The organism is Streptomyces sp. NPDC055254, from assembly GCF_053606025.1.
Window position 1 is genome coordinate 44,182 of sequence record NZ_JBSGQV010000040.1, and the last position, 20,660, is coordinate 64,841.

The following is a 20,660-nucleotide window of genomic DNA, read 5'->3' on the forward strand; positions in this document are numbered from 1 at the left end:
GGCGCTCCCGGCTGTACCGGCCCGGGGCCGTCACCGGTACCCGGTGACGGCCCCGTTCACCCGTGCGGCGCAACACGGCGCACCTATCGGGGCGGTGGCCCGAGCACCCGTTCGGCGCCCGGCAGGTCGTACACCCCGGCGGCCGTCCCGGTCAGGGGCAGGAGCCCGTCGAGGGGGCACGGCACGGGCGTCTCGTGGTCCACCTCCCACAGCCAGGCCGCCTCGCCACCGGCCGGATCCCTGGTGCGGACGGAGTACAGATGGCCGGCGCAGCCCCGGCACAGCAGGGCCCCGTGGCCGCTCACGGCCGCCCCGGCACGGGTGCGGAGCGGCCGGAGGCGGTCCCGCCCGAAGGAAGCCGGCCGCCCGAACTCCGCCCGCGGCGCGCTCCGCAGGGGCCCGCGGGGCCGTGCTCCGGAGTGCCGGGTCCTCCCCGCGCTTGTAGCGTCGAGGGCGTCAGGAGTCCTGGTGACCCGACAGGGATCCACCGGCCGGTACGCACGTCAGGGCCATGCCCCGCCAGCGTGCCGAGCCACCCGTGTGCCGCCCGCGTCAGCGCCGAGCCGGTCCGCCCCTCGCGCCACCGGCGACACGCGCAGCCCCCGTACGAGAGGCCGTGCCGATGTCGAACGATGTGCCGACAGCGAGCCTGCTGCGGATCGAGAAGGGCCTGGCCGCACCCGAGGAACTGGCCGCGATAGCGGTCGTGGTCGCCTTCTTCGCGGGTCGGTCCGCCGCCGCCGGGCGCCCGGGGCGCGACGGGGCGAACAGCGCGCGCGCCGCCTCCGGACGCCGCCCCCACATCCGTCCGGGAGCCGGTTGCTGGGCAGGGTGCTGGGCCTGCCGCTGAACCCTCCGCGCCGGCCGCGGGCACGGCCGGCGCGGAGGGGAACCAGGTCCTCACGCCCGGCGCAGCACCGTCGACAGGACGTCGAGCAGCGTCGCCCCGGGATCGGCGACCGCGCCCTCCGACCGCCAGGCCACGAATCCGTCGGGGCGTACGAGCACCGCTCCCTCGGGCGTCAACCCGTGGGCCTCCGCCCAGTCGGCGCCGGTCTCCTGGAGCAGGTCCGCGCCCGGACCGGACCCGACGGTGTAGGCGTCCAGGCGCACCGACAGCTCAAGCGCGGCCTGTTCCGCCGCCTCGCTCCAGGGCGTTCCCGGGCTGCTGAGCAGCACGAAGGACTGCTCGTAGAGGTCCAGCGAGGAGATCCGATCGCCGGCCCGGGTCAGCCACACGTGCGGTGCCCGGGTGCCGGTGTCACCCATCAGGCGCAGCGCCTGCGGGATGATCGCACGCCCCGGCTCGCCGCCGACGACGGCGCCCTCGGGGTAGCAGTAGCCCATCGCGGTGGGCAGGACCCCGCTGCCGGGCCCGCCGCCCATGGTGGGAGGCGGCGCGTACCCGGGATGGCTGTGCTCGGCGGAGCGCGCCGAGGCGCGCTCACTGGTGGCCTTGGCCACGGGCAGCCGCTCCGCCTCGTAGGTGTCGAGGAGCTCGATGCCGGCGGAGCCGTTCAGCACCGCCGCGATCTTCCACGCGAGGTTGTGCCCGTCCTGGATGCCGGTGTTGGAACCGAACGCCCCGGTGGGGGACATCTCGTGGGCCGCGTCGCCCGCCAGGAACACCCGTCCGGACGAGTAGTGGCGCGCCACCCGTTCGGCGGCGTGCCACGGGGCCTTGCCACCGATCTCCACGTCCAGGTCGGGCGCGCCGATCGCCTTGCGGATCTGCTCCGCGCACCGCTCGTCGGTGAAGTCCTCCAGGGTCTCGCCCGTCTCGGGGTGCCAGGGGGCGTGGAAGACCCACTGCGCCGCGTTGTCCACGGGCAGCAGGGCCCCGTCGGCTCCCGGCTTCATCAGGTAGCAGACGATGAAGCGCAGATCGCCCAGGAGCTCGGCGAGCCGCTCCGAGCGGAAGGTGATGCTCACGTTGTGGAACAACTCGCCGTTGCCCGTCTGGGGGATCCGCAGCGCCTCCCTCACGGGGCTGCGCGGGCCGTCCGCCGCGATCAGGAAGTCGGCGCGCACGGTCAGGTGCTCGCCCGTCTCCCGGTTCTTCACCAGGGCGGTCACGCCCGTCTCGTCCTGTTCGAGGTTCATGAGTTCGGTGGAGAAACGGATATCGGCGCCCATGGAGCGGCTCTGCGCCGCGAGCACGGGCTCGATGTTGTTCTGACTGCACAGGCACCAGCCGGTGGGGCTGAACCGGGCCAGCGCCCCGGACGGGTCCACCGACTTGATCAGCCATCTGCGGTCGCCGTCGATCAGTGATTCGGCCTGCAGAATGCCCTGGTTCTCCTCCAGCACGGACGCCGCCCGGCGGATCGCGCGCTCCGCTCCCGCCGTGCGGAAGAGCTCCATGGTCCGGGCGTTGATGCCGCGGCCTCGCGGGTGCGTGGAGGTGCCGGCGTGCTTCTCGACCAGCAGGTGCCTCACTCCGTGGCGGCTCAGGAAAAGCGAGGTGGACAGGCCCACGAGAGAGCCGCCCACGACGAGAACCGGTACGCGAACATCGGCGTTGTCTTCCATCAGCTGCGGGCTCCTGTTTTCTGTGTGGGGGAGTGGTCTCTTTATGCCCCCGATCGTCGATCAGGCCCAGTTGATTCGCCCGTTGTCACCCGCTTGATCCGGACATGTAGCGGTACGTGCCCACCCGGATGACGATGAGCGACAGCGGCTCCCCTGAGATGCGCCCGCCTGCCGTCCCCCCGACCGAGGCGGCCGTCGGCCCGGGCGGTGCCACCGGTGACGGACGAGGGGTCCGTACGCGATGGATCTCCACCCCCTCATGAAGGAGTGAGTAGATGACAACCACGCTGTCCGAACGGGTGTCGCAGTCAGCCTTCGACGGCTCCATGCTCCGGGTCGTCCTTCTGATGGACCTCCACGAGGGAACCCAGCAGCAGTTCTTCGAGGCGTACGAACAGCTCCGCCACGCCATCGCGTCGGTCCCGGGACACATCAGCGACCAGCTCTGCCAGTCGTTCGAGAACCCTTCGCAGTGGCTGATCACCAGCGAGTGGGAGAGTGCCCCGCAGTACCTCGCATGGGTCAACAGCGAGCACCACGCCGAACAGGTGAAGCCGCTGGGCGTCTGCGCCCGCGCCATGCGCCCGCTCAAGTTCACCGTGCTGCGCGAGACCGGCCGCCGCTACGACCAGGCGGCGCGCCCGTCCACGGCACGGCTGCAATCCGTGCCCCGGCTCGGCGCGGGCATCGTCCGCCACGCCCTGACCTTCACCGTCAAGCCGGGCAGCGAGAAGCAGGTCGCGTCCATCCTCTCCAGCTACGCCTCCCCGGCGGCCCGGGTCGACGACCACACCCGCCTCTGCCGTACGTCGCTCTTCATGCACGGCAACCGCGTCGTACGCACCGTGGAGGTCCAGGGCGACCTGATGGCGGCCCTGCGCCACGTCTCCGAGCAGCCCGAGGTGCGGGCGGTGGAGGAGGCCATCAACCCGTACCTCGAACAGGACCGGAACCTGGGCGACCCCGAGTCCGCCCGCATGTTCTTCATGCGCGCCGCGCTCCCGGCCGTGCACCACATCGCCGCCCCGGAACCGGAATCCTCCGACGTCCGGCGGCACGCGCTCTACTACCCGGCGAAGCCCGGCTGCGGCGCTGCGCTCGCCGAGTTCCTCGCCCGCCAGGACGAGGCGGCGGCGCAGCGGCCCGACAGCCCCGTGCGGAGCAGCAGCATCTTCCAGCGCGACGACATCGTCGTCCGTCTGGTCGACGTGAGCGGCCCGCTGGACGCCGGGGCGCAGACGGCCTTCGGTGTCCAGGGCGCGCGCAAGGCGGCGGTGCTCGACCGCCTGATGGCCGTATCCGGGAAGCGGAGTCGCGCCGCGCACCACACCATGAACCTGATCACCGACCGCCGGGCAGCCGCGCAGTCCTGATCGCCGCGGACCCGGCCGGGGACCGGACCGGACCGGGTCGTGCACCCGGTCCACGACCGAGTCCCGGCCCCGGTCCCACCCCCGGCTCCCGGCCCCGGGCCCCGCCCGGCCCCCGTCCTCGGGCCCCGGACCCAGGTCCTCGACCGGTCCTGGCCCGGGTCCGACTCCCACCCCCAGCTCCGACTCCCACCCCCCAAGCCCCGTCCAGGCACCCCACACGCCAGGAGGAACCCGCCATGACCAGACAGCGCCCACGCATCGTGGACCTCAGCGAGACGCCGCCCAACCGCCGGCGCGGAGGCGACCTGAGGGCCGTGCTGACCCCGACTTCGGTGGGCTCCACCAGCGGCTTCATGGGCCTGGCTGTCATGGCCCCCGGGGAGTCCATCGCCGAGCACTACCACCCGTACTCCGAGGAGTTCGTGTACGTGGTCGCCGGGCAGCTCGAAGTGGACCTCGACGGCGAGGCCCACCCGCTGCGCACCGACCAGGGACTCCTCGTGCCGCTCAACGTGCGCCACCGGTTCCGCAACGTCGGCGACACCGAGGCCCGGATGGTCTTCCACCTCGGCCCGCTCGCCCCGCGCCCCGAACTCGGCCACGTCGACACCGAGGAGGCCCCGCATCCGGAGAGCACGGCCTGGGCGCAGCCTCCCGACCGGACCGGAGCGGCCTCGTGACCCGCCGCCGGGTGGCCGTCACCGGCGTCGGCGTCGTCGCCCCGGGCGGCATCGGCGTCCGGGCCTTCTGGGACCTGCTGTCCAACGGCCGGACGGCGACCCGCGGGATCACCCTCTTCGACCCGGCCGGGTTCCGCTCCCGGATAGCCGCGGAGGTCGACTTCGACCCCGCCGCGCACGGCCTCGACGAAAGCGACGTGGCCCGCGCGGACCGGTACATCCAGTTCGCCCTGGTCGCCGCCCGCGAGGCCGTGGACGACGCCGGACTCGACCTCACCGAGGACGACGCCTGGCGGACCGGGGTCTCCCTCGGCACCGCCGTCGGCGGCACCACCCGTCTGGAGCACGACTACGTCGCCGTGAGCCAGTCCGGCTCCTGGTGGGACGTCGACCACAAGCTCGCCGGCCCCTTCCTGCACCGGGCGTTCACGCCCGCCACCCTCGCCTCCGCGGTCGCGGAGCAGACGGGGGCGCGCGGCCCGGTGCAGACCGTGTCCACCGGCTGCACCTCCGGACTCGACGCCGTCGGGTACGCCGTCCACGCCATCGAGGAGGGCCGGATGGACGTCTGCATCGCAGGCGCCTCCGACTCGCCCATATCGCCGATCACCGTGGCCTGCTTCGACGCCATCAAGGCGACCTCGCCGAACAACGACGACCCGGCCCACGCCTCCAGGCCGTTCGACGCGGACCGGGACGGATTCGTCCTCGGCGAGGGCGGCGCCGTCCTCGTCCTCGAAGAGCTGGAACACGCCCGCGCCCGCGGTGCGACCGTCTACTGCGAGATCGGCGGGTACGCCACCTTCGGCAACGCCCACCACATGACCGGACTGACCACTGAGGGCCTGGAGATGGCCCGGGCCATCGAAACGGCCCTCGACCACGCCCGGATCAGCGCCTCGGACATCGACTACGTCAACGCCCACGGCTCCGGGACCAAGCAGAACGACCGCCACGAGACGGCGGCGGTCAAGCGGGTCCTCGACGACCACGCCTACAAGACGCCCATGACCTCGATCAAGTCGATGGTCGGGCACTCGCTCGGCGCCATCGGCGCGATCGAGCTGGCCGCCTGCGTGCTCGCCATGGCCCACGGCGTGGTGCCGCCGACGGCGAACTACGAGACGCCCGACCCCGAGTGCGACCTCGACTACGTACCGCGCACCGCCCGGAGCCGGACCATGCGCAACGTGCTCTCCGTCGGCAGCGGCTTCGGCGGCTTCCAGTCGGCGGTGGTCATGACCCGGCCGAAGGAGGAGGTCTCGTGACCAGCCGTACGGTCATCACCGGCATCGGAGTCGTCGCGCCCAACGGCATCGGCGCCGACGCCTTCTGGAAGGCGACCCAGTCCGGCCTCAGCGTCCTGGACCGCATCACCCGCCGGGGCTGCGAACACCTGCCGCTGCGCGTCGCGGGCGAGGTACGGGGCTTCGACCCCGGCGCCATGGTCGAGGAGCGGTTCCTCGTCCAGACGGACCGCTTCACCCACCACGCCCTGTCCGCCGCGGACCTCGCCCTGGAGGACGCCCGGCTCGGCCGGGCCGACTACGAGGGCGACCCCTTCTCGGTCGGCGTCGTCACCGCGGCCGGGTCCGGCGGCGGCGAGTTCGGCCAGCGCGAACTGCAACGGCTCTGGGAGCAGGGCCCGCACTACGTCGGCCCGTACCAGTCGATCGCCTGGTTCTACGCGGCGAGCACCGGCCAGATCTCCATCCGCCGGGGCCTCAAGGGCCCCTGCGGCGTCGTCGCCAGCGACGAGGCGGGCGGCCTGGACGCCTTCGCGTACGCCGACCGGGCCATCCGCCGGGGCAGCCGCGCGATGCTGGTCGGGGCGACGGAGGCGCCGCTGGCGCCGTACTCCATCGTCTGCCAGCTGGAGTACGAGGGGCTGAGCACCGGGGACGACCCCCAGCGCGCCTACCGGCCGTTCACCGCCAAGGCCAGCGGCTACGTCCCCGCCGAGGGCGGCGCCATGTTCCTCGTCGAGGACGAGGAGCGGGCCCGCCGCCGGGGCGCCACCGTGCGCGCCGTACTCGCCGGCCACGCCGCGACCTTCACCGGAACCCGGCAGCGGGACCCCGCCGGCGAGGGGCTGGCCCGGGCGATCAGGGGCGCGCTGCGGGAGGCGGACTGCGCCCCGGAGGAGATCGACGTGGTCTTCGCCGACGCGCTGGGCACACCGGAGGCCGACACGGCCGAGGCGGCGGCCATCGCCGACGCCCTCGGCGCGCACGGCCGCAAGGTCCCGGTCACCGCGCCCAAGACCGGTACGGGCAGGGCGTACTGCGCCGCACCCGCCCTGGACACGGCCGCGGCGGTCCTCGCCCTGGAGCACGGCATCGTCCCGCCGACCCCGAACGTCTACGAGGTGTGCCACGACCTCGACGTGGTGACCGGTAGCGCCCGCCCGGCGGAGCTGCGCACCGCGCTCGTGCTCAGCCGCGGCCGGATGGGCTCGAACTCCGCCCTCGTGCTGCGCAAAGGCTCCTCGGCGTCCTTGTAGTCCCCTCCCAGGAAGAGAGAAGTCACCATGTCCGACCGACTGACCATGGAGGAGCTGGCGGCCCTGATGAAGACCGCCGGCATCACCGTCGACCCGAGCGAGATGGCGGGCCGTCCCGAGTCCGCCTTCGAAGACTACGGCCTCGACTCGCTGGGCCTGCTGGGCATCGTCGGCGAGCTGGAGAACCGGCGCGGCCGGGCACTGCCCACCGACGCCGACCGCTGCAAGACCCCGAGGGAATTCCTCGACCTCGTCAACAACAGCCTCATGACAGGAGCCTGACATGCCAGGACACACCGAGAACGACATCATCGTCAACGCGCCCGTCGACGTCGTGTGGGAGATGACCAACGACCTGCCGAACTGGCCGAACCTGTTCAGCGAGTACGCGTCGATCGAGATCCTCGCGCAGGAGGGCGACACCACCCGCTTCCGGCTGACCATGCACCCGGACGAGAACGGCACCGTCTGGAGCTGGGTCTCGGAACGCACGACCGACCGAGCGGGCCGCACCGTACGGGCCCGGCGGGTCGAGACCGGCCCCTTCGCGCACATGGACATCCACTGGCAGTACTTCCAGGTGCCCGGCGGCACCCGGATGAAGTGGACCCAGGACTTCGCGATGAAGCCCGACGCGCCGGTCGACGACGACTGGATGACCGCGAACATCAACCGCAACTCGAAGGTCCAGCTGGAGCTGATCCGGGACAAGATCGAGCAGCGCGAGCGGGAGAGCAGCACCCCCGCCGTCAGCCGCCGCTGAAGCGAAAGGCAGCCATCGAGATGCACCGCGCTCTCATCGTCGCCCGCATGGCGCCGGGCTCGGCCCCCGACATCGCCGAGCTGTTCGCCGGCTCGGACGCGGGCGAACTCCCGCACCTGGTCGGGGTCACGCGCCGCAGCCTGTTCCAGTTCGGCGACGTCTACCTGCACCTGATCGAGTCCGAGCGGCCCCCGGGACCCGCCATCGCGCAGGTCACCGACCACCCCGAGTTCCAGGACCTCAGCGACCGGCTCACGGCCTACATCAGTCCGCACAACCCGGACACCTGGCGGAGTCCGAAGGACGCGATGGCCCACGAGTTCTACCGCTGGGAGAACCCGGGCGCGAAGTGACCCGGCGGACCGGGCCGGGACCCGCACACGGTGTGTGCGGGTCCCGCCGCGTGTGCCCGGCCAGGACGGGCGCGGGCGCACGGGACGGCAGCAACGGCAGCGACGGCAGCGACGGCAGCGACGGCAGCGACGGCAGCAACGGCAGCGACGGCAGGAGACGGCATTGAATGCGACCGACCACGACCACTTCCCCGCGGATCCGGCCCGACCGCACCACGGCGCGCACACCCGTGCCTCCCTCCGCGTGCTCGTCCTGTCCGGATCCTCCCGCCGGGGCTCGGTGAACACCCGCCTCGCCGCCCTCGTCGCGGCCCTGGTGACCGGCGCCGGCGCCACCGCCGACCTCGCGACGCTCGGCGACTTCCCCATGCCGTCCTACGACGGGGACGCGGAGGCGGCCGACGGCCTGCCGCCGGGGGCGCTTGCCCTGTGCGACCGGATCGCCGAGGCCCAGGCCCTGGTCATCGCCTCGCCGGAGTACAACGCCTCCGTGCCCGGCGTGGTGAAGAACGCCGTCGACTGGGTCTCGCGCGTCCGGCCCCAGCCCTTCAAGGACAAGCAGACCCTGCTCGTCTCGGCGTCCCCCTCCATGGTCGGCGGCAACCGCGGCCTGTGGGCCCTGCGCGTACCGTTGGAACATCTCGGGGCCCGCGTCTACCCCGACATGTTCAGTCTGGCCATGGCCCACCAGGCCTTCGCCGAGGACGGAGCCCTCGCCGACGCCGGCCTGGGCGAGCGGCTGGGCGCGACGATCGGCGCCTTCCTCGACCTCGCCGAGGCGGACACCCGCTACTTGTGCCTGCAGCGTCGCTGGTACGAGTTCCTCGGCGACCGCACCGACGCGCCGGTGACGTCCCGCGCCCAGGACTGATCTTCGTCGGCCACAGGGCGTGAGCTATGTTTGAGCGCGAGTGACATGAGTAAGGAGGCCCTCCGGTGTCATCGGGGCAGCAGGCTCGGGCCCAGGCGGCCGCGATCACGCCGGGCAGCCAGCCGTCGGAGCAGGGGCGTCCCCCGGCGGACCGGCTCCTGGCCCTTTTCGACGGCCATCGGCTGTCCCCGGGCCAGCGGCGCATCGCCCAGTACCTGATCGACCACCTCACCGAGGCCGCCTTCCTCTCGATCACCGAGCTCGCCGACCGCGTCGGCGTCAGCCAGCCCTCCGTGACCCGTTTCGCGGCCTCCCTCGGGTTCAGCGGCTATCCGGCCCTGCGCGAGGTGCTCCAACCGATCGCGCTGAGCGCCGTCGCAGGCTCCCCGGACATCCGCGAGCAGATCCGCCGCAACGAGCTGCAGGCCGCCGTGGACGCCGAGATCGAGAACCTGGAGAACGTGCGCCGACTGCTCGCCGACACCAACCAGGTGCTGGACATCGGCCGGGAACTGGCCGCGTCCGTGCCCCTGACGGTGCTCGGGCTGCGGATCTCGGTCTCCCTCGCGGAGTACTTCGCGTACGCGGCGCGGCGCATCCATCCCGATGTGCGCCTGGTGACGCGCGGCGGCAGCGTGGCGTACGACGCGCTGCTCCAGTCCCGCTCGGCGGGCGGTAGCTGGGTCCTGGCCTTCGCCATGCCGAGGCACGCCAAGGAGACCCTGGCCGCACTGCGGGCCGCCCGCAGCACCGGGCTGCGCGTCGTCCTGATCACGGACCCCACCGTGGGACCGCTGGTGGACGAGGCCGATGTGGTCCTGACCGCGGGGACGGGTTCGCGGCTGGTGTTCGACTCGTATGCGGCGCCCGGGATGCTGTCCGCCGCTCTGCTTCAGGCGATGGCGGACGCCGATCCCGAACGTACGCAGGCTCGGCTCGAAGGGTACGAGCAGGCCGCTGACCAGCACGGTTTCTTCCTGTAGGGCGAGCACCGCGGCGTTTGGGCAGGATCGGACGCGACACCCCTTTTCAAGGGCGTATTCAGCCATCGACGTGCATGAAATTTTTCATACTCTTGATTACTCGACGGTATATATGTTTACTGACGGCGGCGCTCCGGATCCACCAGATGCCAAGGAGGACGTCCCCACGTCCGCCTAGAACAGATTCGCGGTGCGACGACCTCCTCACGTCGCGACCGCGGGCCGTCGGGCTTTCGGATCCCGCTGAGCGCCCATGGCGGCCTCGGTCAACCCCTGGGCCGAGGCCGCCCCAGCAACGTCTCGATCAGAGTTCGACACCACTCGGAAGTGACGAGAATGCCCCAGACGGCCACCATCACGCGCAGTCCCGACTGGCCCTTGCAGGTCAAGGCCCCCGGGACCCATGACTGGGAACGCACGGCCACGCGCTGGCTGCGGGACCTGCTCCCGGCCCGCTACGGCGGCTACCTGACCCTCAACCGTCATCCCGCGATCCTGGCCCGGCACGCACAGCTCCAGCTCCAGCACGAGATGCGCGCCGTACGGGTGGCCCTGCAGACCAGCCGCGCCGAACTGCCCATGCTCGGCGTCGCCGAGTCGGTCATCGAGAACGCCATCAGGATGTACGCGGTCGAACTGGAGCAGCTGAGCCGCCTCTCGCGCGCAGTCCGGCTGGTCACGGACGCCCTCCAGGTGAACGCGACGGCCCAGCGCAGACGCTGACCGGCCCCGTGCGGGGGCTACGCGGGCCGCCACGAGCGGAGCCGGTCGGCCACGTCGAACGCGGTGGCGCGCAGCATCCGGATGTCGGTGACGAGCTCGCGCCACTGCTCGTACGAGGCCTCCACCGCCTCCCCGGAAGCCTCGATGTACGCCACCGCCACGCCGTAGCCGAAGTACTCGTTGGAGTCGGGGAGCGGTCGGAGCAGCACGATCGCGTGCAGCAGGGCGGCCGCGCGCCAGTACGCGTCGGGGTCGTCCACGCGCAGACTGGGGGTGTTCACCCGGTGCCGGGCGACGGCCGCGGCCAGGGCGGAGTGGTCGGCGACCGCCACGTCCTTGAACAGCGCCTCCTGCCGCTCCAGCAGCCAGCGGTGATCGATGTGGAGTTCCACGCGCGCCTCACGCCCCCCGGGATCCGGCGCTCGCCGGACCGGTCCGGCGCGGGACGGCGGTGATCGCGTTCATCCCCCGAGTATCTCCGCCCCAGGGCCGGCCGGGGGGCGGTTCGGGCAGACCGGCCCCGCCCGGTCGGGCGGATCCCGCCGTGCTCAGTGCCCCGGTGTCGGCCGCGGGAACGGTGGCCGGAATTATCTCCCCCGCGCAGAGGTGTTCCGTAGGGGAGGTCTTGCCTCCTACGGTCTGTGCAGCAGCACAGTTCCGGATCAGGAGGCAGCGTGGAGCGCGAGAACGGCATCGATCAGCTGGTGACGGCGATGAGGGCGGTCGATGAGGCGGGCCGGCTCTTCGAAGAGGCGCACACCGTGTACCAGGCGCGCGGCCTCAAGCGGGTCAGCGACGACTTCAAAGTGGCGGGAGGCTCCGTACAGACCCTCCAGGGAGCGGAGGAGATGGCGCGGGGCGCCCGCAAGTACCTCTCGGAGCTCGCGCTGATCGCCGGCTACACGGCCGCCGGCCTCGACGGCCGGGTCGCGAACGCCGCTGCGCGGGCCGGCGCCGGTTTCGCCGGCGTATCCGGCGGCGGCTCCCGCATGGGCCGCCCGCTCCTGGACCCGACCGTGCGGGGGCTGCGGCTCCTGCTGGACGTGGAGCTCTTCGACCCCGGCTTCAAGGCGGAGATCGAGGAGGTCCTGCGCGCGGAGCGGGCCACCTACCCGGACCCCTCGTCCTTCCGCATCGCACCGGCCCCGGCGGCCGGCGCCACCCCCTGACGGCTCCCCCGGAGTGCCGGGGCGGCCGGGTGGGGCCAGGCTGGTGGTATGCGCCACGCACCCGTCGTCGTACACCGGATCTTCCCGTCAGGAGGCCGGCAGGTGACGCTGCGCACCCCGGGCGGCGAATCGTCCCTCGGGGTGGCTCGCTCCGACGCGGACGTCATCGAGTTCCTGCGCCGCGCCGGCATGCCCGATCCGGACGACGTCGTCCTCGGCGGGACCCCGCTCCTGGAATGGGAGTCCGACACCCCGCACGTCTACACGACGGACCCCCCGACGGGCGACCTCCCCTGACCGCCCGGCCCGGAGCCGCCGCCGACGTGGTGGCCCGCGAGGCGCACGCGGCACGGCGGCTCGCCGACCCCCGTGCGCGAGTCGGGGCGGCTCGCCGGCGGACGGTGGAGGGCTGACCGTACGTTTTCTAGGTCGAGTGACCTATAGTCCTCGTATGGACAACGACCAGCTGGTGCACGACCCCCATGGACCGGTCCTCCTCGTCGGAGGCTACGGAACGGTGGGGACCGAACTGGCCAGGGCGGTCGCCGGCCGCTGGCCGCTGCTGCTCGTGGGCCGCTCGCCGCAGAAGGCCGCGGCACTGACCGGCGAACTCGGCTGCGAGGCGCGGCGCTGGGACCTGTCCGCCCCGGAACCGTTCCGGGCCGGAGTCCGGGCGGTCGTGGGCGTGGCCAACGATCCCGGCGACCGCGTACTGCGCGCCGCCCTCGCCGGCGGCGTCCCGTACGTGGACGTGACCCGCTGGACCTCCCGGGTGCACCGCGCGGCGGCCCTGGTCGCGCTCGGCCCGCCCGGCACCGACGCACCGGCAGCGGCGCCGGCGCCGGTCCTGCTCTCCTCCGGCTGGATGGGCGGCGTGGTGCCCCTGGTCGCCGCCGCCCTCGCGGAGCGCCTGGGCGGAGCCGACCGCGTGGACACCGCGATCCGATACGACCTCGCCGACCGCTCCGGAGCGGACTCCGTGGAGTTCATGGACCGCCTGGGCGTCGACTTCGAGGTGCGCGAGGACGGCCGGGCCCGATCCGTCACCCCGCTCACCGGCGTCCTCACGCACACCATCGGAGACCACCGCACCAAAGTCGCCAGGATCGACACCCCCGAGCAGTTCACCCTGCCGCTCACCCTGGGGGCCCGCACCGTGACCACGCGCATCGGATTCAGCAGCACCGCCGCGACCTCCGCCCTCGTCGGCCTGGGCCGCGTCGGCTTCTTCCGCCGCGCGGCCGGCGACCGCTGGCGCCCGGTACGGCGACGCCTCCTCCACGCCCCGGGAGACGGTGGCACCGCCGGCCTGCGCATCGAGGTCGAGGGACCGCGCGGTGTCCTGCTGGCCACCGTCACCGACCCGCGCGGCCAGGCCCACCTGACCGCCGTCGGAGCCCTGGCCGGCCTGCACCGCGTCCTGGGGACCGACGGCGCGCCCGCCCGCCCCGGCCTCGCCTTCCCCGAGTCCCATCCGCTGCCGCACACCGTCCTGCCGGCCCTGGAGGAAGCCGGCGTGCGCATCGACGTCACTACGGTCGCCACCGCCGCGTCGCCATGCCCCATCGGGCCGCCCGCCGCGCCGGCCGCCGCGTGAGTACCGCGAAGGGGTCCGCCCGCCGCGCCGCCCTCCTCGACGCCGCCGAACGGACCCTGATCGGCGGCGGCCACGGCGCGCTGTCCCTGCGCGCCGTGGCGGAGGCCGCCGGGGTCCGCCTCGGGCACCTCCAGTACTACTTCCCCACCCGCGACACCCTCCTCGACGCAGTCCTCGACCGCCTCCTGCGCCGCTCACTGGACCGCCTCGCCGACGTGGCCCCCGGGCTGGGCCCGGACAGCACCGAGCCCGTACCGCTGGACCGGCTCGTCGACCTGCTGCTCGCCGAACAGGACGACCCCGCCCTGGTCGGACTGTTCGTCGAGCTGTGGGCCCTGGCCGCCCGTGACGCGTCGGTCGCCGGGGCCGTCCGCACCTTCTACCGGCACTACGCCGACCTGGTCACCACGCAGATCCGCCTCCACCTCCCAGACCTGCCCGCGAGCGAACACCGCGCCCGCGCCGAGGTGTTCATCGCACTCCTGGAAGGCAGCGCTCTGATGCGCTCGGGCATCGCCGGCACCCCGAAACCCGCGACGGACTCCCTCCTTGCCCGCACCGCACTCACCCTCCTCACGGGACACGCGGACACCGGCGGACACGGAGGTTGACGGGCCGCACGGCACCCCTGCACGGCACCCCTGCACCGCACCCCTGTACCGCACCCTGCTTCGACCCGAGGCAACGACCGGTCCGTACAGTGCCGTTCGTCAACGGTGCCGAGGGCGGGGGAAAGTCTGTGGAGCCTTTGCGGCCGGGTGACCCGCCGGAGATCGGCGGGTACCGCCTGCTGGCACGGCTCGGCGAGGGCGGCATGGGCGAGGTGTTCCTGGCCCGTACGGCGTCCGGCCGGCCGCTGGCCCTCAAGACCGTGCACCGGCACCTGAGCCAGGAGCCGGACTTCGCGGAACGCTTCGCCCGCGAGATACGCGCCAACGACCGCGTGCGCTGCCCGTGGACGGTCTCGGTCGTGGACTTCAGCCCGCCCGGGGAGTCACCGCAGTGGCTGGCGACCGAGTACATCGCCGCGCCGTCACTGGGCGACTGGGTACACCGGTACGGGCCGCTGGCGGAAGCCGCCGTACGTTCCCTGGCCCGCGAACTGTCGGCGGCGCTCGTCACGGTACGGGCGGCCGGCGTGGTGCACCGCGACATCAAGCCGGCCAACGTCCTGCTCGGCCCCGAACGGCCCTTCCTCATCGACTTCGGCATCGCCCGCGCCGTGCGGGACGCGCGCCACACGCAGACCGGCGCGGTCATCGGCACGCCCGGCTACCTCGCACCCGAGCAGGCGACCGGCGCCGTGGCCGGGGCGCCGGCGGACGTGTTCTCCCTCGCCGCGGTCCTCGTGTACGCGGCCACGGGGCGCGGCCCGTTCCTGGCCCCTGGCGAGGAACTCCACCTGCCGGCCCTGCTGTACCGGATCGTCCACGACGAGCCGCTGCTGGACGGCGTGCCGCCCTCGCTCCTGGCCCTGATGGGGGAGTGCCTGGCCAAGGACCCGGACCGGCGCCCGACCGCCGACGCCCTGCGGGAGCGGCTCGGCGCCGGTGAGGAGTCGGACTGGAGCGAGGCCCTGCCACCGGCCCTCGTGGCGGACGCCGCCCGCCGCCGGACCGACCTGCACGGGCTCCTGACCACCCCCCGCCCCGGCCCGCCCGCGACGACCCCTGGCCGGTGTGGGAGGCGGCCGAAGCGTCCGCGTCGACCAGCTGGAAGAGATCGGCTTCGAGGTGCCCGAAGGCCCCTACGAGACGCTCGCCGGCCTGATCGCCACCCGCCTGGAGCGCATCCCCGTCGAGGGGGACACCGTGCTCGTGGACGGCTGGGAGCAAGATACTCACCGTGCAGCGGCCAGTGGGCCCGGACCACCCGAACGTGGTGCTCACCGGAACGGCATGCGTGGGGGACGTCACCCCGGAGGTCATGACACATCTGCAGGCACTGCTCGACAAGGCCCAGTTCCCACGACCCTGACCGTGCCCCTTCCCCCTGTCCCTGCCCGAGGAATAGCCAGAGGAGTTGGGGGCGGTCCGCCGCCCAGCGAAATGCCCGGCCCACGATCCGGCGCCCTTCGATTGTCAGTGGTGGCTGAGAGGATCGGAGCATCGAGTCGGTCGGAACAACGGGGGGCGGCAATGTCCGGAAACCAGAACTACATCAATCACGTTGCTCTTGTACTGGATGCCAGTTCGTCCATGTCACACCTGAGCGGCAAGGTCGTCGAGGTCGCCGATCAGCAGATCGCCTATCTGGCGCGCCGGTCGCAGGAACTGGATCAGGAAACCCGTGTCACGGTGTACGTCTTCTCGAACAAGGTGGAGTGCGTCATCTACGACAAGGACGTGCTGCGCATGCCGTCCCTCCAGCAGATGTACCGGGCCGGTGGAATGACCGCCCTGCTGGCCGCCACTTTGAAATCGCAGCGGGAACTGGCGCAGACGGCACAGCTCTACGGCGACCACAGCTTCCTCACGTTCGTGCTGACCGACGGGCAGGAGAACGCAAGTCACCGCTGCCCGGACGCCCCTGCTCGGGACCCTCGTGAACTGGTGCAGGCCGTGGCCACGATGATCGAGACGCAGGAGGACAACTGGACGCTGGCCGTCCTCGTGCCGGACCAGATGGGCAAGCGCGAGGCCATGCAGTGCGGTTTCCCGAAGGACAACATCGCCGTTTGGGATGCCACGAGCACACAGGGTCTGGAGGAAGCCGGACAAGCCATCCTGAAGGCCACCGAGAACTTCATGGTGGGCCGCAGCAAGGGCATTCGTGGATCGCGGGCGGTGTTCTCCACGGGGGCGGAGGCGGTCAACAAGAAATCCATTGCGGCGGCCGGTCTCACCCCGGTCGATCCGTCGCGGTACCACCTGATTCCCGTGGCCCGGGAAGCAGTTATCCGGGACTGGGTCGTCGAAAGCGGACACACTTACCACACCGGTTGCGCGTACTACCAGCTGAGCAAGTCGGAAAAGATCCAGGCGCGGAAGCAGATCGCGGTACTGGAGAAGAAGACGGATCAGGTCTACACGGGACCGGAAGCCCGAGCCCTGCTCGGCCTGCCCGACACGGAAGTCCGCATCAAGCCGGACCACAACGACGAGTTCACCATCTTCGTACAGAGCACCAGCGTGAACCGGAAGCTCGTGCTGCAGACGCGGCTACTGCTCATGGTCTGACGCCTCGGGAGCCCCGCCGGCCCAGCCGGCGGGGCCGTGCGCGTGCGGCTCCCGCCGACCCGACCGTACGGGCAATGCCGGCGGACATGGCACGGGCTTGCTTGAGGGGGTCGCCTGAGGGGCCGGTGAGTGTGAGGGGACGTCCTGCCGCAACGGCCAAGTCAGCGCTCAGCTCCCGCCCCGTCACCGGAGGGTGACGTGCCAGTCCCCGGTGGAGTAGAGGTGGACCAGGGCAGGGCCAGCCAGGCGGGCCTGGCCATTGCAGGTGCTTCGGCCCGTGAGTAGGCGCCTGGGAAGCCGGCGAGTTCGGCACGGCCCGGGCCGTCTAGCCGGACTACCAAGAGCACGGGCTGGTCCGGATCCGGGCGCGCCAGATCCGCGTCGCCGTCGCCCTGGCTTTGTAGGGCCGGTAGCGGTTGCGGGCCCGGCACCCGGGCAAGTGCGGGGTCAAGGCGCTTTTGCATCGGGGAGTCGCCGTCGTACTCCTCGGCGACCACCGCCCAGTCGTAGAAGCTGGAAACGGCGGCCAAGATTCGGTTCACCGTCGCCGGCGCGAGCAGACTGCCCGGTGCCTCCGGACCGCCGACCACGACCGTCAGGCCGAGCCGCTGGGCTGGTCGACGCGAGGGCGCCCGCCGCAGGAACGCCAGCAGCCGCAAGGCATCCGGGCCCCGAAGCTCTCGCCAGTCCATGCCCTCACCAGCGAGGAAGGTGAACAGGCGCCGCAGGTCATACGCGTACGCGCAGATCGTGTGCGGCGAAAAGTTCCGGTCGACCAGATGATCCAGGAACCGGCAGGCCGCCGTGACCGGCTCGCCGTCGCCGTCGACCAATCGGACTCGTCGTACGACACCGCCATCACGTTCCTTGACCACCCGCACACCGGCCTCCCCGAGCCTGCACTCAGACGGCCCAACGAACCCCGGACCTCGATCGCCACGGCGCCGGTCCAGGCGTCACTCGAAGGTGTTTAGATAAGGAGATGTACGGCACCTTCCGCCTCGACATGGACAAGCGGCTCGACCTGCTGCCTGCCCTGGTGCCCGGGCCGCGCCGCGCGGCGGATGACGGCGTTCAAGCAGCAGGCTCGGCACCCGGCCGCTGAACCGGAGCAACACCGCCGCCCGCGTCGTGACTACCCGCACCCTTCCATGGACGTGATCCAGGCGGGAACATCCAGGTGACGGTGGACGGGGGGTGGCAGACCGTGGGGCGTAGACGGGGTGCGTGGGCCGGGTCGGGGGTAACGGGAGGGGCCGCATTGGTGGCGGCTGTGCTGGGGCCGGTGACCAATTACGCCAGTGACGCGGTGCCTGGCTGGGCGGCGCAGGCGTGGGTGATCTGGCCGGTGTTCGCCGTGCTGGTGGTGGTCAGCATCGGGCTGTTGCTGTGGGGCCGGCATCTGGATGCCGCACCAAGGCCCCCGGCGCGGCTGGCACCGGTGAGCCGACTGGCCCGAGGCCAGCAGGCTTCGTTACGCCCCCCGCATGTTCAGCGCGTGCGGGGGCGTGAGGGAGAACTCGCCGTGCTGGCAGGCATGCTTCGGCGGCCACAAGGCCGGTTCGCGGTGCTGTGCGCGGTCGGCGGGATGGGCAAGACAACGGTGGCCGCGCAACTGGCCACCCAGGCCGAGGCGGCGGGCTGGCGAGTGTTTTGGGTGCGCTGGCGCGACGGTGCGGAGCTGGCGCAGCAGATGGTGGAGACGGCCCTGGCCTGCGGCCTGCCAGAGGCAGAGCTGGAGGCCGCGCGAGCGGGGCAGGCGAGCCTGCCGGATGTGGTCTGGCGACAGTTGGGCCGGGTGCGGCGGTGGCTGCTGGTGGTGGACAACGCCGACGAGCCGCACGAGATCGGCCCGGCAGGGGAGCCGGTGGCCGACTATCGCGGCTGGATCCGTCCTCACGGCCGGGGCCTGCTGGTGGTGACCAGCCGGGATGGCAGCGAGCAGACCTGGGGTCCGTGCGCACAGCTGCTGCCACTGGAGCCGCTGCCGGTGCGACCTGCGGGGCAGGTCCTACTGGACGCTGCTCCCGTGGCCGGCACCGCCGAGCAGGCCCGGGAGCTTGCGGCGCGACTGGGCGGGCTGCCACTGGCGTTGCACGCGGCCGGCACCTATCTGGCCGGACCCACCAGCCGTTACCGCACCTTTGCCGCCTACCGCCAGGCCCTGGAACAGGAACTGCGGTTCTTGTTGGGAGCGGCGCACCCGAATGCCTCCCATCCGCAGGTCGCCCGCGCCGTGGTGCGGCACACCTGGGAGGTGTCCTTGGACCAGCTCGCCGGGGAGGGCAACGCTTTGGCCCGCCCCTTGTTGCGACTGCTGGCCCTGCTGGCTCAAGCCCCCGTCCCACTGTCCCTGATCACCCCGGACCTGCTATCCGTCGTCACCGGACACGACGTCACCGCGGTGGCCCTGGAGGCCGCCTTCGCCGGCCTGCACCGCTACGGTCTCCTCGGCCTGCCCCACTCTCCCGGCAGCACCGGTCTGGCGTCAGGCAGCAGTGAGGGGGCGCAGGTGGTGCTGCATCCCCTGATCCGAGAGATCAACGCTGTCGCCCTCACGGCCGAGACCTCCGATCTCGCCGTGTGGCACCGGGCCCTTGCCGAGCGGCTGACCACGGCCGTGCACGAGGCCAACCAGCGCGGGCGCGCTGGTTGGCCTGCAGCCGTGCTCCTCGCCCCCCACCTGCCGCTGCTGCTCGACTACGCGGACCCGCGCACCGCCACACACCACCGCACCACTCTCAACGCCCTGGCGCAGGTGCTGCAGGAGGCTGGCGCTTTCGGTGCGGCGCGCCTGCTGCATGAACGGGTCCTCGACGTCGAGACCCGCATGCTGGGCCCCGAGCACCCCGATACCTTGACCAGCCGCAACAACCTGGGCAATGCCTTGTTCGGAATGGGAGAGCCGGCCGAGGCAATACGCCTGCTCCGGCAGACCCTGGAGGACAGCGCCCGCATCCTGGGCCTCGTGCACCCCGATACCTTGACCAGCCGCAATGACCTCGCATGCGCTTTGGACGGGACGGGTGAGCATGCCGAGGCGGTGGGTCTGCTGCGGCAGACCCTCAACAACCGTACCCGTGTCCTGGGCCCCGAGCATCCGCATACCCTGGCCAGCCGGGACAGCCTCGGTCTCGCGCTGGATGGGATGGGCGAGCATGCACAAGCAGTGCGGATGCACAGGCAGACCCTGGAGGACCGCACCCGCATCCTGGGCCCCGAGCACCACCTCACCCTGCTCAGCCGCCACAACCTCGCCAGCGCCCTGACCAGGGCGGGTGAGCAGACGGAAGCGATACAGCTGCTGCGGCAGGCGCTCAACGACCACGCCCGCATTCTGGGCGACGAGCATCCGCACACGCTGGCCAGCCGGGACAGCCTCGGTCTCGCGCTGGATGGGATGGGCGAGCACGCACAAGCAGTGCGCATGCACAGGCAGACCCTGGAGGACCGCACCCGCATCCTGGGCCCCGAGCACCCGGATACCCTCGCCAGTCGCCACAACCTCGCTCTCGCTTTGACCAGTGCAGTTGAGCAGGCCGAGGCGATAGACCTGCTGCGCCGAACCCTCGATGACCGCGTCCGCTTCCTGGGCGACGAGCACACACATACCTTGAGCACCCGCAACGCGCTGGAGACAGCACTGGCCATGTCCACCCAACGGCCACAGAGCCGGTGGTGGCACTGGCTGCGGCGCAGGAACGTCGCAGCCAGTGGCGGCTGAGGAGGCCCTGTATCCATGAGCCGCCGCCAAGCGACAAGTAGCACTCTGTAATTATTGTTGCATTGTGTGAGCGTAGCGGTGGTTGGGTCCGCGGGTGTGAGTGTCGGCAAACGACGGCGGGCTCAAGCGGTCAGTGCATCACCGCTGTTCAGAAGGTCATAGTAGATCTCGGCTGAGCTGCGGTAGCCGTGGACTTTGCGTGGACGGTGG

At 71.9% G+C, this 20,660-nt stretch carries 22 protein-coding genes and 1 pseudogene; 19 read left to right on the forward strand and 4 right to left on the reverse strand.

All coding sequences use genetic code 11. The features are described from left to right. Window positions 1-83: 83 nt before the first annotated feature. Window positions 84-305: a hypothetical protein gene (locus ACWFQ8_RS27845; protein ID WP_453789029.1), complete on the reverse strand. Its 222-nt coding sequence runs from the start codon at window positions 303-305 to the stop codon at window positions 84-86. A 317-nt stretch (window positions 306-622) separates the two neighbouring features. On the opposite strand from ACWFQ8_RS27845, the gene ACWFQ8_RS27850 reads away from it, so the two are divergent. Beyond that, the gene (locus tag ACWFQ8_RS27850) at window positions 623-850 is read left to right on the forward strand and encodes an acyl-CoA carboxylase subunit epsilon (RefSeq protein ID WP_453789030.1); all 228 of its coding nucleotides are present in this window, start codon (window positions 623-625) and stop codon (window positions 848-850) included. Between the two features lie 50 nt (window positions 851-900). On the opposite strand, the gene ACWFQ8_RS27855 is transcribed toward ACWFQ8_RS27850, so the two are convergent. After that, on the reverse strand, window positions 901-2,532 hold the full coding sequence (locus tag ACWFQ8_RS27855) for an FAD-dependent oxidoreductase (RefSeq protein ID WP_453789031.1): 1,632 nt from the start codon (window positions 2,530-2,532) through the stop codon (window positions 901-903). A 275-nt stretch (window positions 2,533-2,807) separates the two neighbouring features. Here ACWFQ8_RS27855 and ACWFQ8_RS27860 point away from each other — a divergent pair, with 275 nt between their 5' ends. The 10 genes from ACWFQ8_RS27860 to ACWFQ8_RS27905 all read left to right on the forward strand — a co-directional run bounded on the left by ACWFQ8_RS27860 (window position 2,808) and on the right by ACWFQ8_RS27905 (window position 10,781). Then, window positions 2,808-3,905, forward strand: a complete 1,098-nt coding sequence (locus ACWFQ8_RS27860; RefSeq protein WP_453789032.1) for a SchA/CurD-like domain-containing protein — start codon at window positions 2,808-2,810, stop codon at window positions 3,903-3,905. Window positions 3,906-4,141: 236 nt separating this feature from the next. Then, the gene (locus tag ACWFQ8_RS27865) at window positions 4,142-4,585 is read left to right on the forward strand and encodes a cupin domain-containing protein (RefSeq protein WP_453789033.1); all 444 of its coding nucleotides are present in this window, start codon (window positions 4,142-4,144) and stop codon (window positions 4,583-4,585) included. Then, entirely contained in the window at window positions 4,582-5,853 is a 1,272-nt protein-coding gene (locus ACWFQ8_RS27870) for a beta-ketoacyl-[acyl-carrier-protein] synthase family protein (protein ID WP_453789034.1), read from the forward strand. The genes ACWFQ8_RS27865 and ACWFQ8_RS27870 overlap by 4 nt, the downstream gene beginning before the upstream one ends. Further along, complete coding sequence (locus ACWFQ8_RS27875; RefSeq protein WP_453789035.1) at window positions 5,850-7,088, forward strand: beta-ketoacyl synthase N-terminal-like domain-containing protein; 1,239 nt, start codon at window positions 5,850-5,852, stop codon at window positions 7,086-7,088. The genes ACWFQ8_RS27870 and ACWFQ8_RS27875 overlap by 4 nt, the downstream gene beginning before the upstream one ends. Before the next feature lie 27 nt (window positions 7,089-7,115). Further along, a complete protein-coding gene (locus ACWFQ8_RS27880; RefSeq protein WP_453789036.1) occupies window positions 7,116-7,370 on the forward strand; it encodes an acyl carrier protein in 255 nt (84 codons plus the stop codon). A 1-nt stretch (window position 7,371) separates the two neighbouring features. Then, window positions 7,372-7,851 carry an SRPBCC family protein gene (locus ACWFQ8_RS27885; RefSeq protein ID WP_453789037.1) on the forward strand — a complete coding sequence of 160 codons (480 nt, stop codon included), beginning with the start codon at window positions 7,372-7,374 and terminating at the stop codon, window positions 7,849-7,851. 20 nt (window positions 7,852-7,871) lie between these two features. Further along, a complete protein-coding gene (locus ACWFQ8_RS27890) occupies window positions 7,872-8,204 on the forward strand; it encodes a TcmI family type II polyketide cyclase (RefSeq protein WP_453789038.1) in 333 nt (110 codons plus the stop codon). A gap of 163 nt (window positions 8,205-8,367) precedes the next feature. Continuing rightward, entirely contained in the window at window positions 8,368-9,075 is a 708-nt protein-coding gene (locus tag ACWFQ8_RS27895; protein ID WP_453789039.1) for an NADPH-dependent FMN reductase, read from the forward strand. A gap of 65 nt (window positions 9,076-9,140) precedes the next feature. Next, entirely contained in the window at window positions 9,141-10,058 is a 918-nt protein-coding gene (locus ACWFQ8_RS27900) for a MurR/RpiR family transcriptional regulator (protein ID WP_453789040.1), read from the forward strand. 336 nt (window positions 10,059-10,394) lie between these two features. Continuing rightward, window positions 10,395-10,781: a hypothetical protein gene (locus ACWFQ8_RS27905; RefSeq protein WP_453789051.1), complete on the forward strand. Its 387-nt coding sequence runs from the start codon at window positions 10,395-10,397 to the stop codon at window positions 10,779-10,781. Window positions 10,782-10,798: 17 nt separating this feature from the next. Here ACWFQ8_RS27905 and ACWFQ8_RS27910 read toward each other — a convergent pair whose 3' ends face one another. Further along, window positions 10,799-11,173 (reverse strand): toxin Doc, encoded by a 375-nt coding sequence (locus tag ACWFQ8_RS27910; protein ID WP_453789041.1) that lies wholly within the window; start codon window positions 11,171-11,173, stop codon window positions 10,799-10,801. Between the two features lie 282 nt (window positions 11,174-11,455). On the opposite strand from ACWFQ8_RS27910, the gene ACWFQ8_RS27915 reads away from it, so the two are divergent. From ACWFQ8_RS27915 to ACWFQ8_RS27940, 6 genes and pseudogenes are all read left to right on the forward strand, one after another. Next, on the forward strand, window positions 11,456-11,950 hold the full coding sequence (locus ACWFQ8_RS27915; protein WP_453789042.1) for a hypothetical protein: 495 nt from the start codon (window positions 11,456-11,458) through the stop codon (window positions 11,948-11,950). Between the two features lie 48 nt (window positions 11,951-11,998). Beyond that, window positions 11,999-12,247, forward strand: a complete 249-nt coding sequence (locus ACWFQ8_RS27920; protein ID WP_384531678.1) for a hypothetical protein — start codon at window positions 11,999-12,001, stop codon at window positions 12,245-12,247. 154 nt (window positions 12,248-12,401) lie between these two features. Further along, window positions 12,402-13,547: a saccharopine dehydrogenase gene (locus ACWFQ8_RS27925; RefSeq protein WP_453789043.1), complete on the forward strand. Its 1,146-nt coding sequence runs from the start codon at window positions 12,402-12,404 to the stop codon at window positions 13,545-13,547. After that, entirely contained in the window at window positions 13,544-14,158 is a 615-nt protein-coding gene (locus tag ACWFQ8_RS27930; protein ID WP_453789044.1) for a TetR/AcrR family transcriptional regulator, read from the forward strand. Before ACWFQ8_RS27925 ends, ACWFQ8_RS27930 begins: the two co-directional genes overlap by 4 nt. Before the next feature lie 128 nt (window positions 14,159-14,286). After that, window positions 14,287-15,078: pseudogene (locus ACWFQ8_RS27935) on the forward strand (serine/threonine-protein kinase); the annotation flags it as partial. A 607-nt stretch (window positions 15,079-15,685) separates the two neighbouring features. Next, entirely contained in the window at window positions 15,686-16,726 is a 1,041-nt protein-coding gene (locus ACWFQ8_RS27940; protein ID WP_453789052.1) for a vWA domain-containing protein, read from the forward strand. Window positions 16,727-16,887: 161 nt separating this feature from the next. Here the strand turns inward: ACWFQ8_RS27940 and ACWFQ8_RS27945 are convergent, their stop codons facing one another. After that, window positions 16,888-17,607, reverse strand: a complete 720-nt coding sequence (locus ACWFQ8_RS27945; protein ID WP_453789045.1) for a site-specific integrase — start codon at window positions 17,605-17,607, stop codon at window positions 16,888-16,890. A 101-nt stretch (window positions 17,608-17,708) separates the two neighbouring features. On the opposite strand from ACWFQ8_RS27945, the gene ACWFQ8_RS27950 reads away from it, so the two are divergent. Both ACWFQ8_RS27950 and fxsT read left to right on the forward strand, forming a co-directional pair. Beyond that, window positions 17,709-17,831, forward strand: a complete 123-nt coding sequence (locus ACWFQ8_RS27950; RefSeq protein ID WP_453789046.1) for a hypothetical protein — start codon at window positions 17,709-17,711, stop codon at window positions 17,829-17,831. 180 nt (window positions 17,832-18,011) lie between these two features. Further along, on the forward strand, window positions 18,012-20,450 hold the full coding sequence (fxsT, locus tag ACWFQ8_RS27955; protein ID WP_453789047.1) for an FxSxx-COOH system tetratricopeptide repeat protein: 2,439 nt from the start codon (window positions 18,012-18,014) through the stop codon (window positions 20,448-20,450). Window positions 20,451-20,660 lie beyond the last annotated feature (210 nt).

What these genes read in the sequence shown, in the direction of transcription:
- ACWFQ8_RS27850 (WP_453789030.1), top strand. Translation starts at nt 623, where the DNA reads ATGTCGAACGATGTGCCGACAGCGAGCCTGCTGCGGATCGAGAAGGGC.
- ACWFQ8_RS27855 (WP_453789031.1), bottom strand. Translation starts at nt 2,532, where the DNA reads ATGGAAGACAACGCCGATGTTCGCGTACCGGTTCTCGTCGTGGGCGGC.
- ACWFQ8_RS27860 (WP_453789032.1), top strand. Translation starts at nt 2,808, where the DNA reads ATGACAACCACGCTGTCCGAACGGGTGTCGCAGTCAGCCTTCGACGGC.
- ACWFQ8_RS27865 (WP_453789033.1), top strand. Translation starts at nt 4,142, where the DNA reads ATGACCAGACAGCGCCCACGCATCGTGGACCTCAGCGAGACGCCGCCC.
- ACWFQ8_RS27880 (WP_453789036.1), top strand. Translation starts at nt 7,116, where the DNA reads ATGTCCGACCGACTGACCATGGAGGAGCTGGCGGCCCTGATGAAGACC.
- ACWFQ8_RS27885 (WP_453789037.1), top strand. Translation starts at nt 7,372, where the DNA reads ATGCCAGGACACACCGAGAACGACATCATCGTCAACGCGCCCGTCGAC.
- ACWFQ8_RS27890 (WP_453789038.1), top strand. Translation starts at nt 7,872, where the DNA reads ATGCACCGCGCTCTCATCGTCGCCCGCATGGCGCCGGGCTCGGCCCCC.
- ACWFQ8_RS27905 (WP_453789051.1), top strand. Translation starts at nt 10,395, where the DNA reads ATGCCCCAGACGGCCACCATCACGCGCAGTCCCGACTGGCCCTTGCAG.
- ACWFQ8_RS27920 (WP_384531678.1), top strand. Translation starts at nt 11,999, where the DNA reads ATGCGCCACGCACCCGTCGTCGTACACCGGATCTTCCCGTCAGGAGGC.
- ACWFQ8_RS27925 (WP_453789043.1), top strand. Translation starts at nt 12,402, where the DNA reads ATGGACAACGACCAGCTGGTGCACGACCCCCATGGACCGGTCCTCCTC.
- ACWFQ8_RS27940 (WP_453789052.1), top strand. Translation starts at nt 15,686, where the DNA reads ATGTCCGGAAACCAGAACTACATCAATCACGTTGCTCTTGTACTGGAT.
- ACWFQ8_RS27950 (WP_453789046.1), top strand. Translation starts at nt 17,709, where the DNA reads ATGTACGGCACCTTCCGCCTCGACATGGACAAGCGGCTCGACCTGCTG.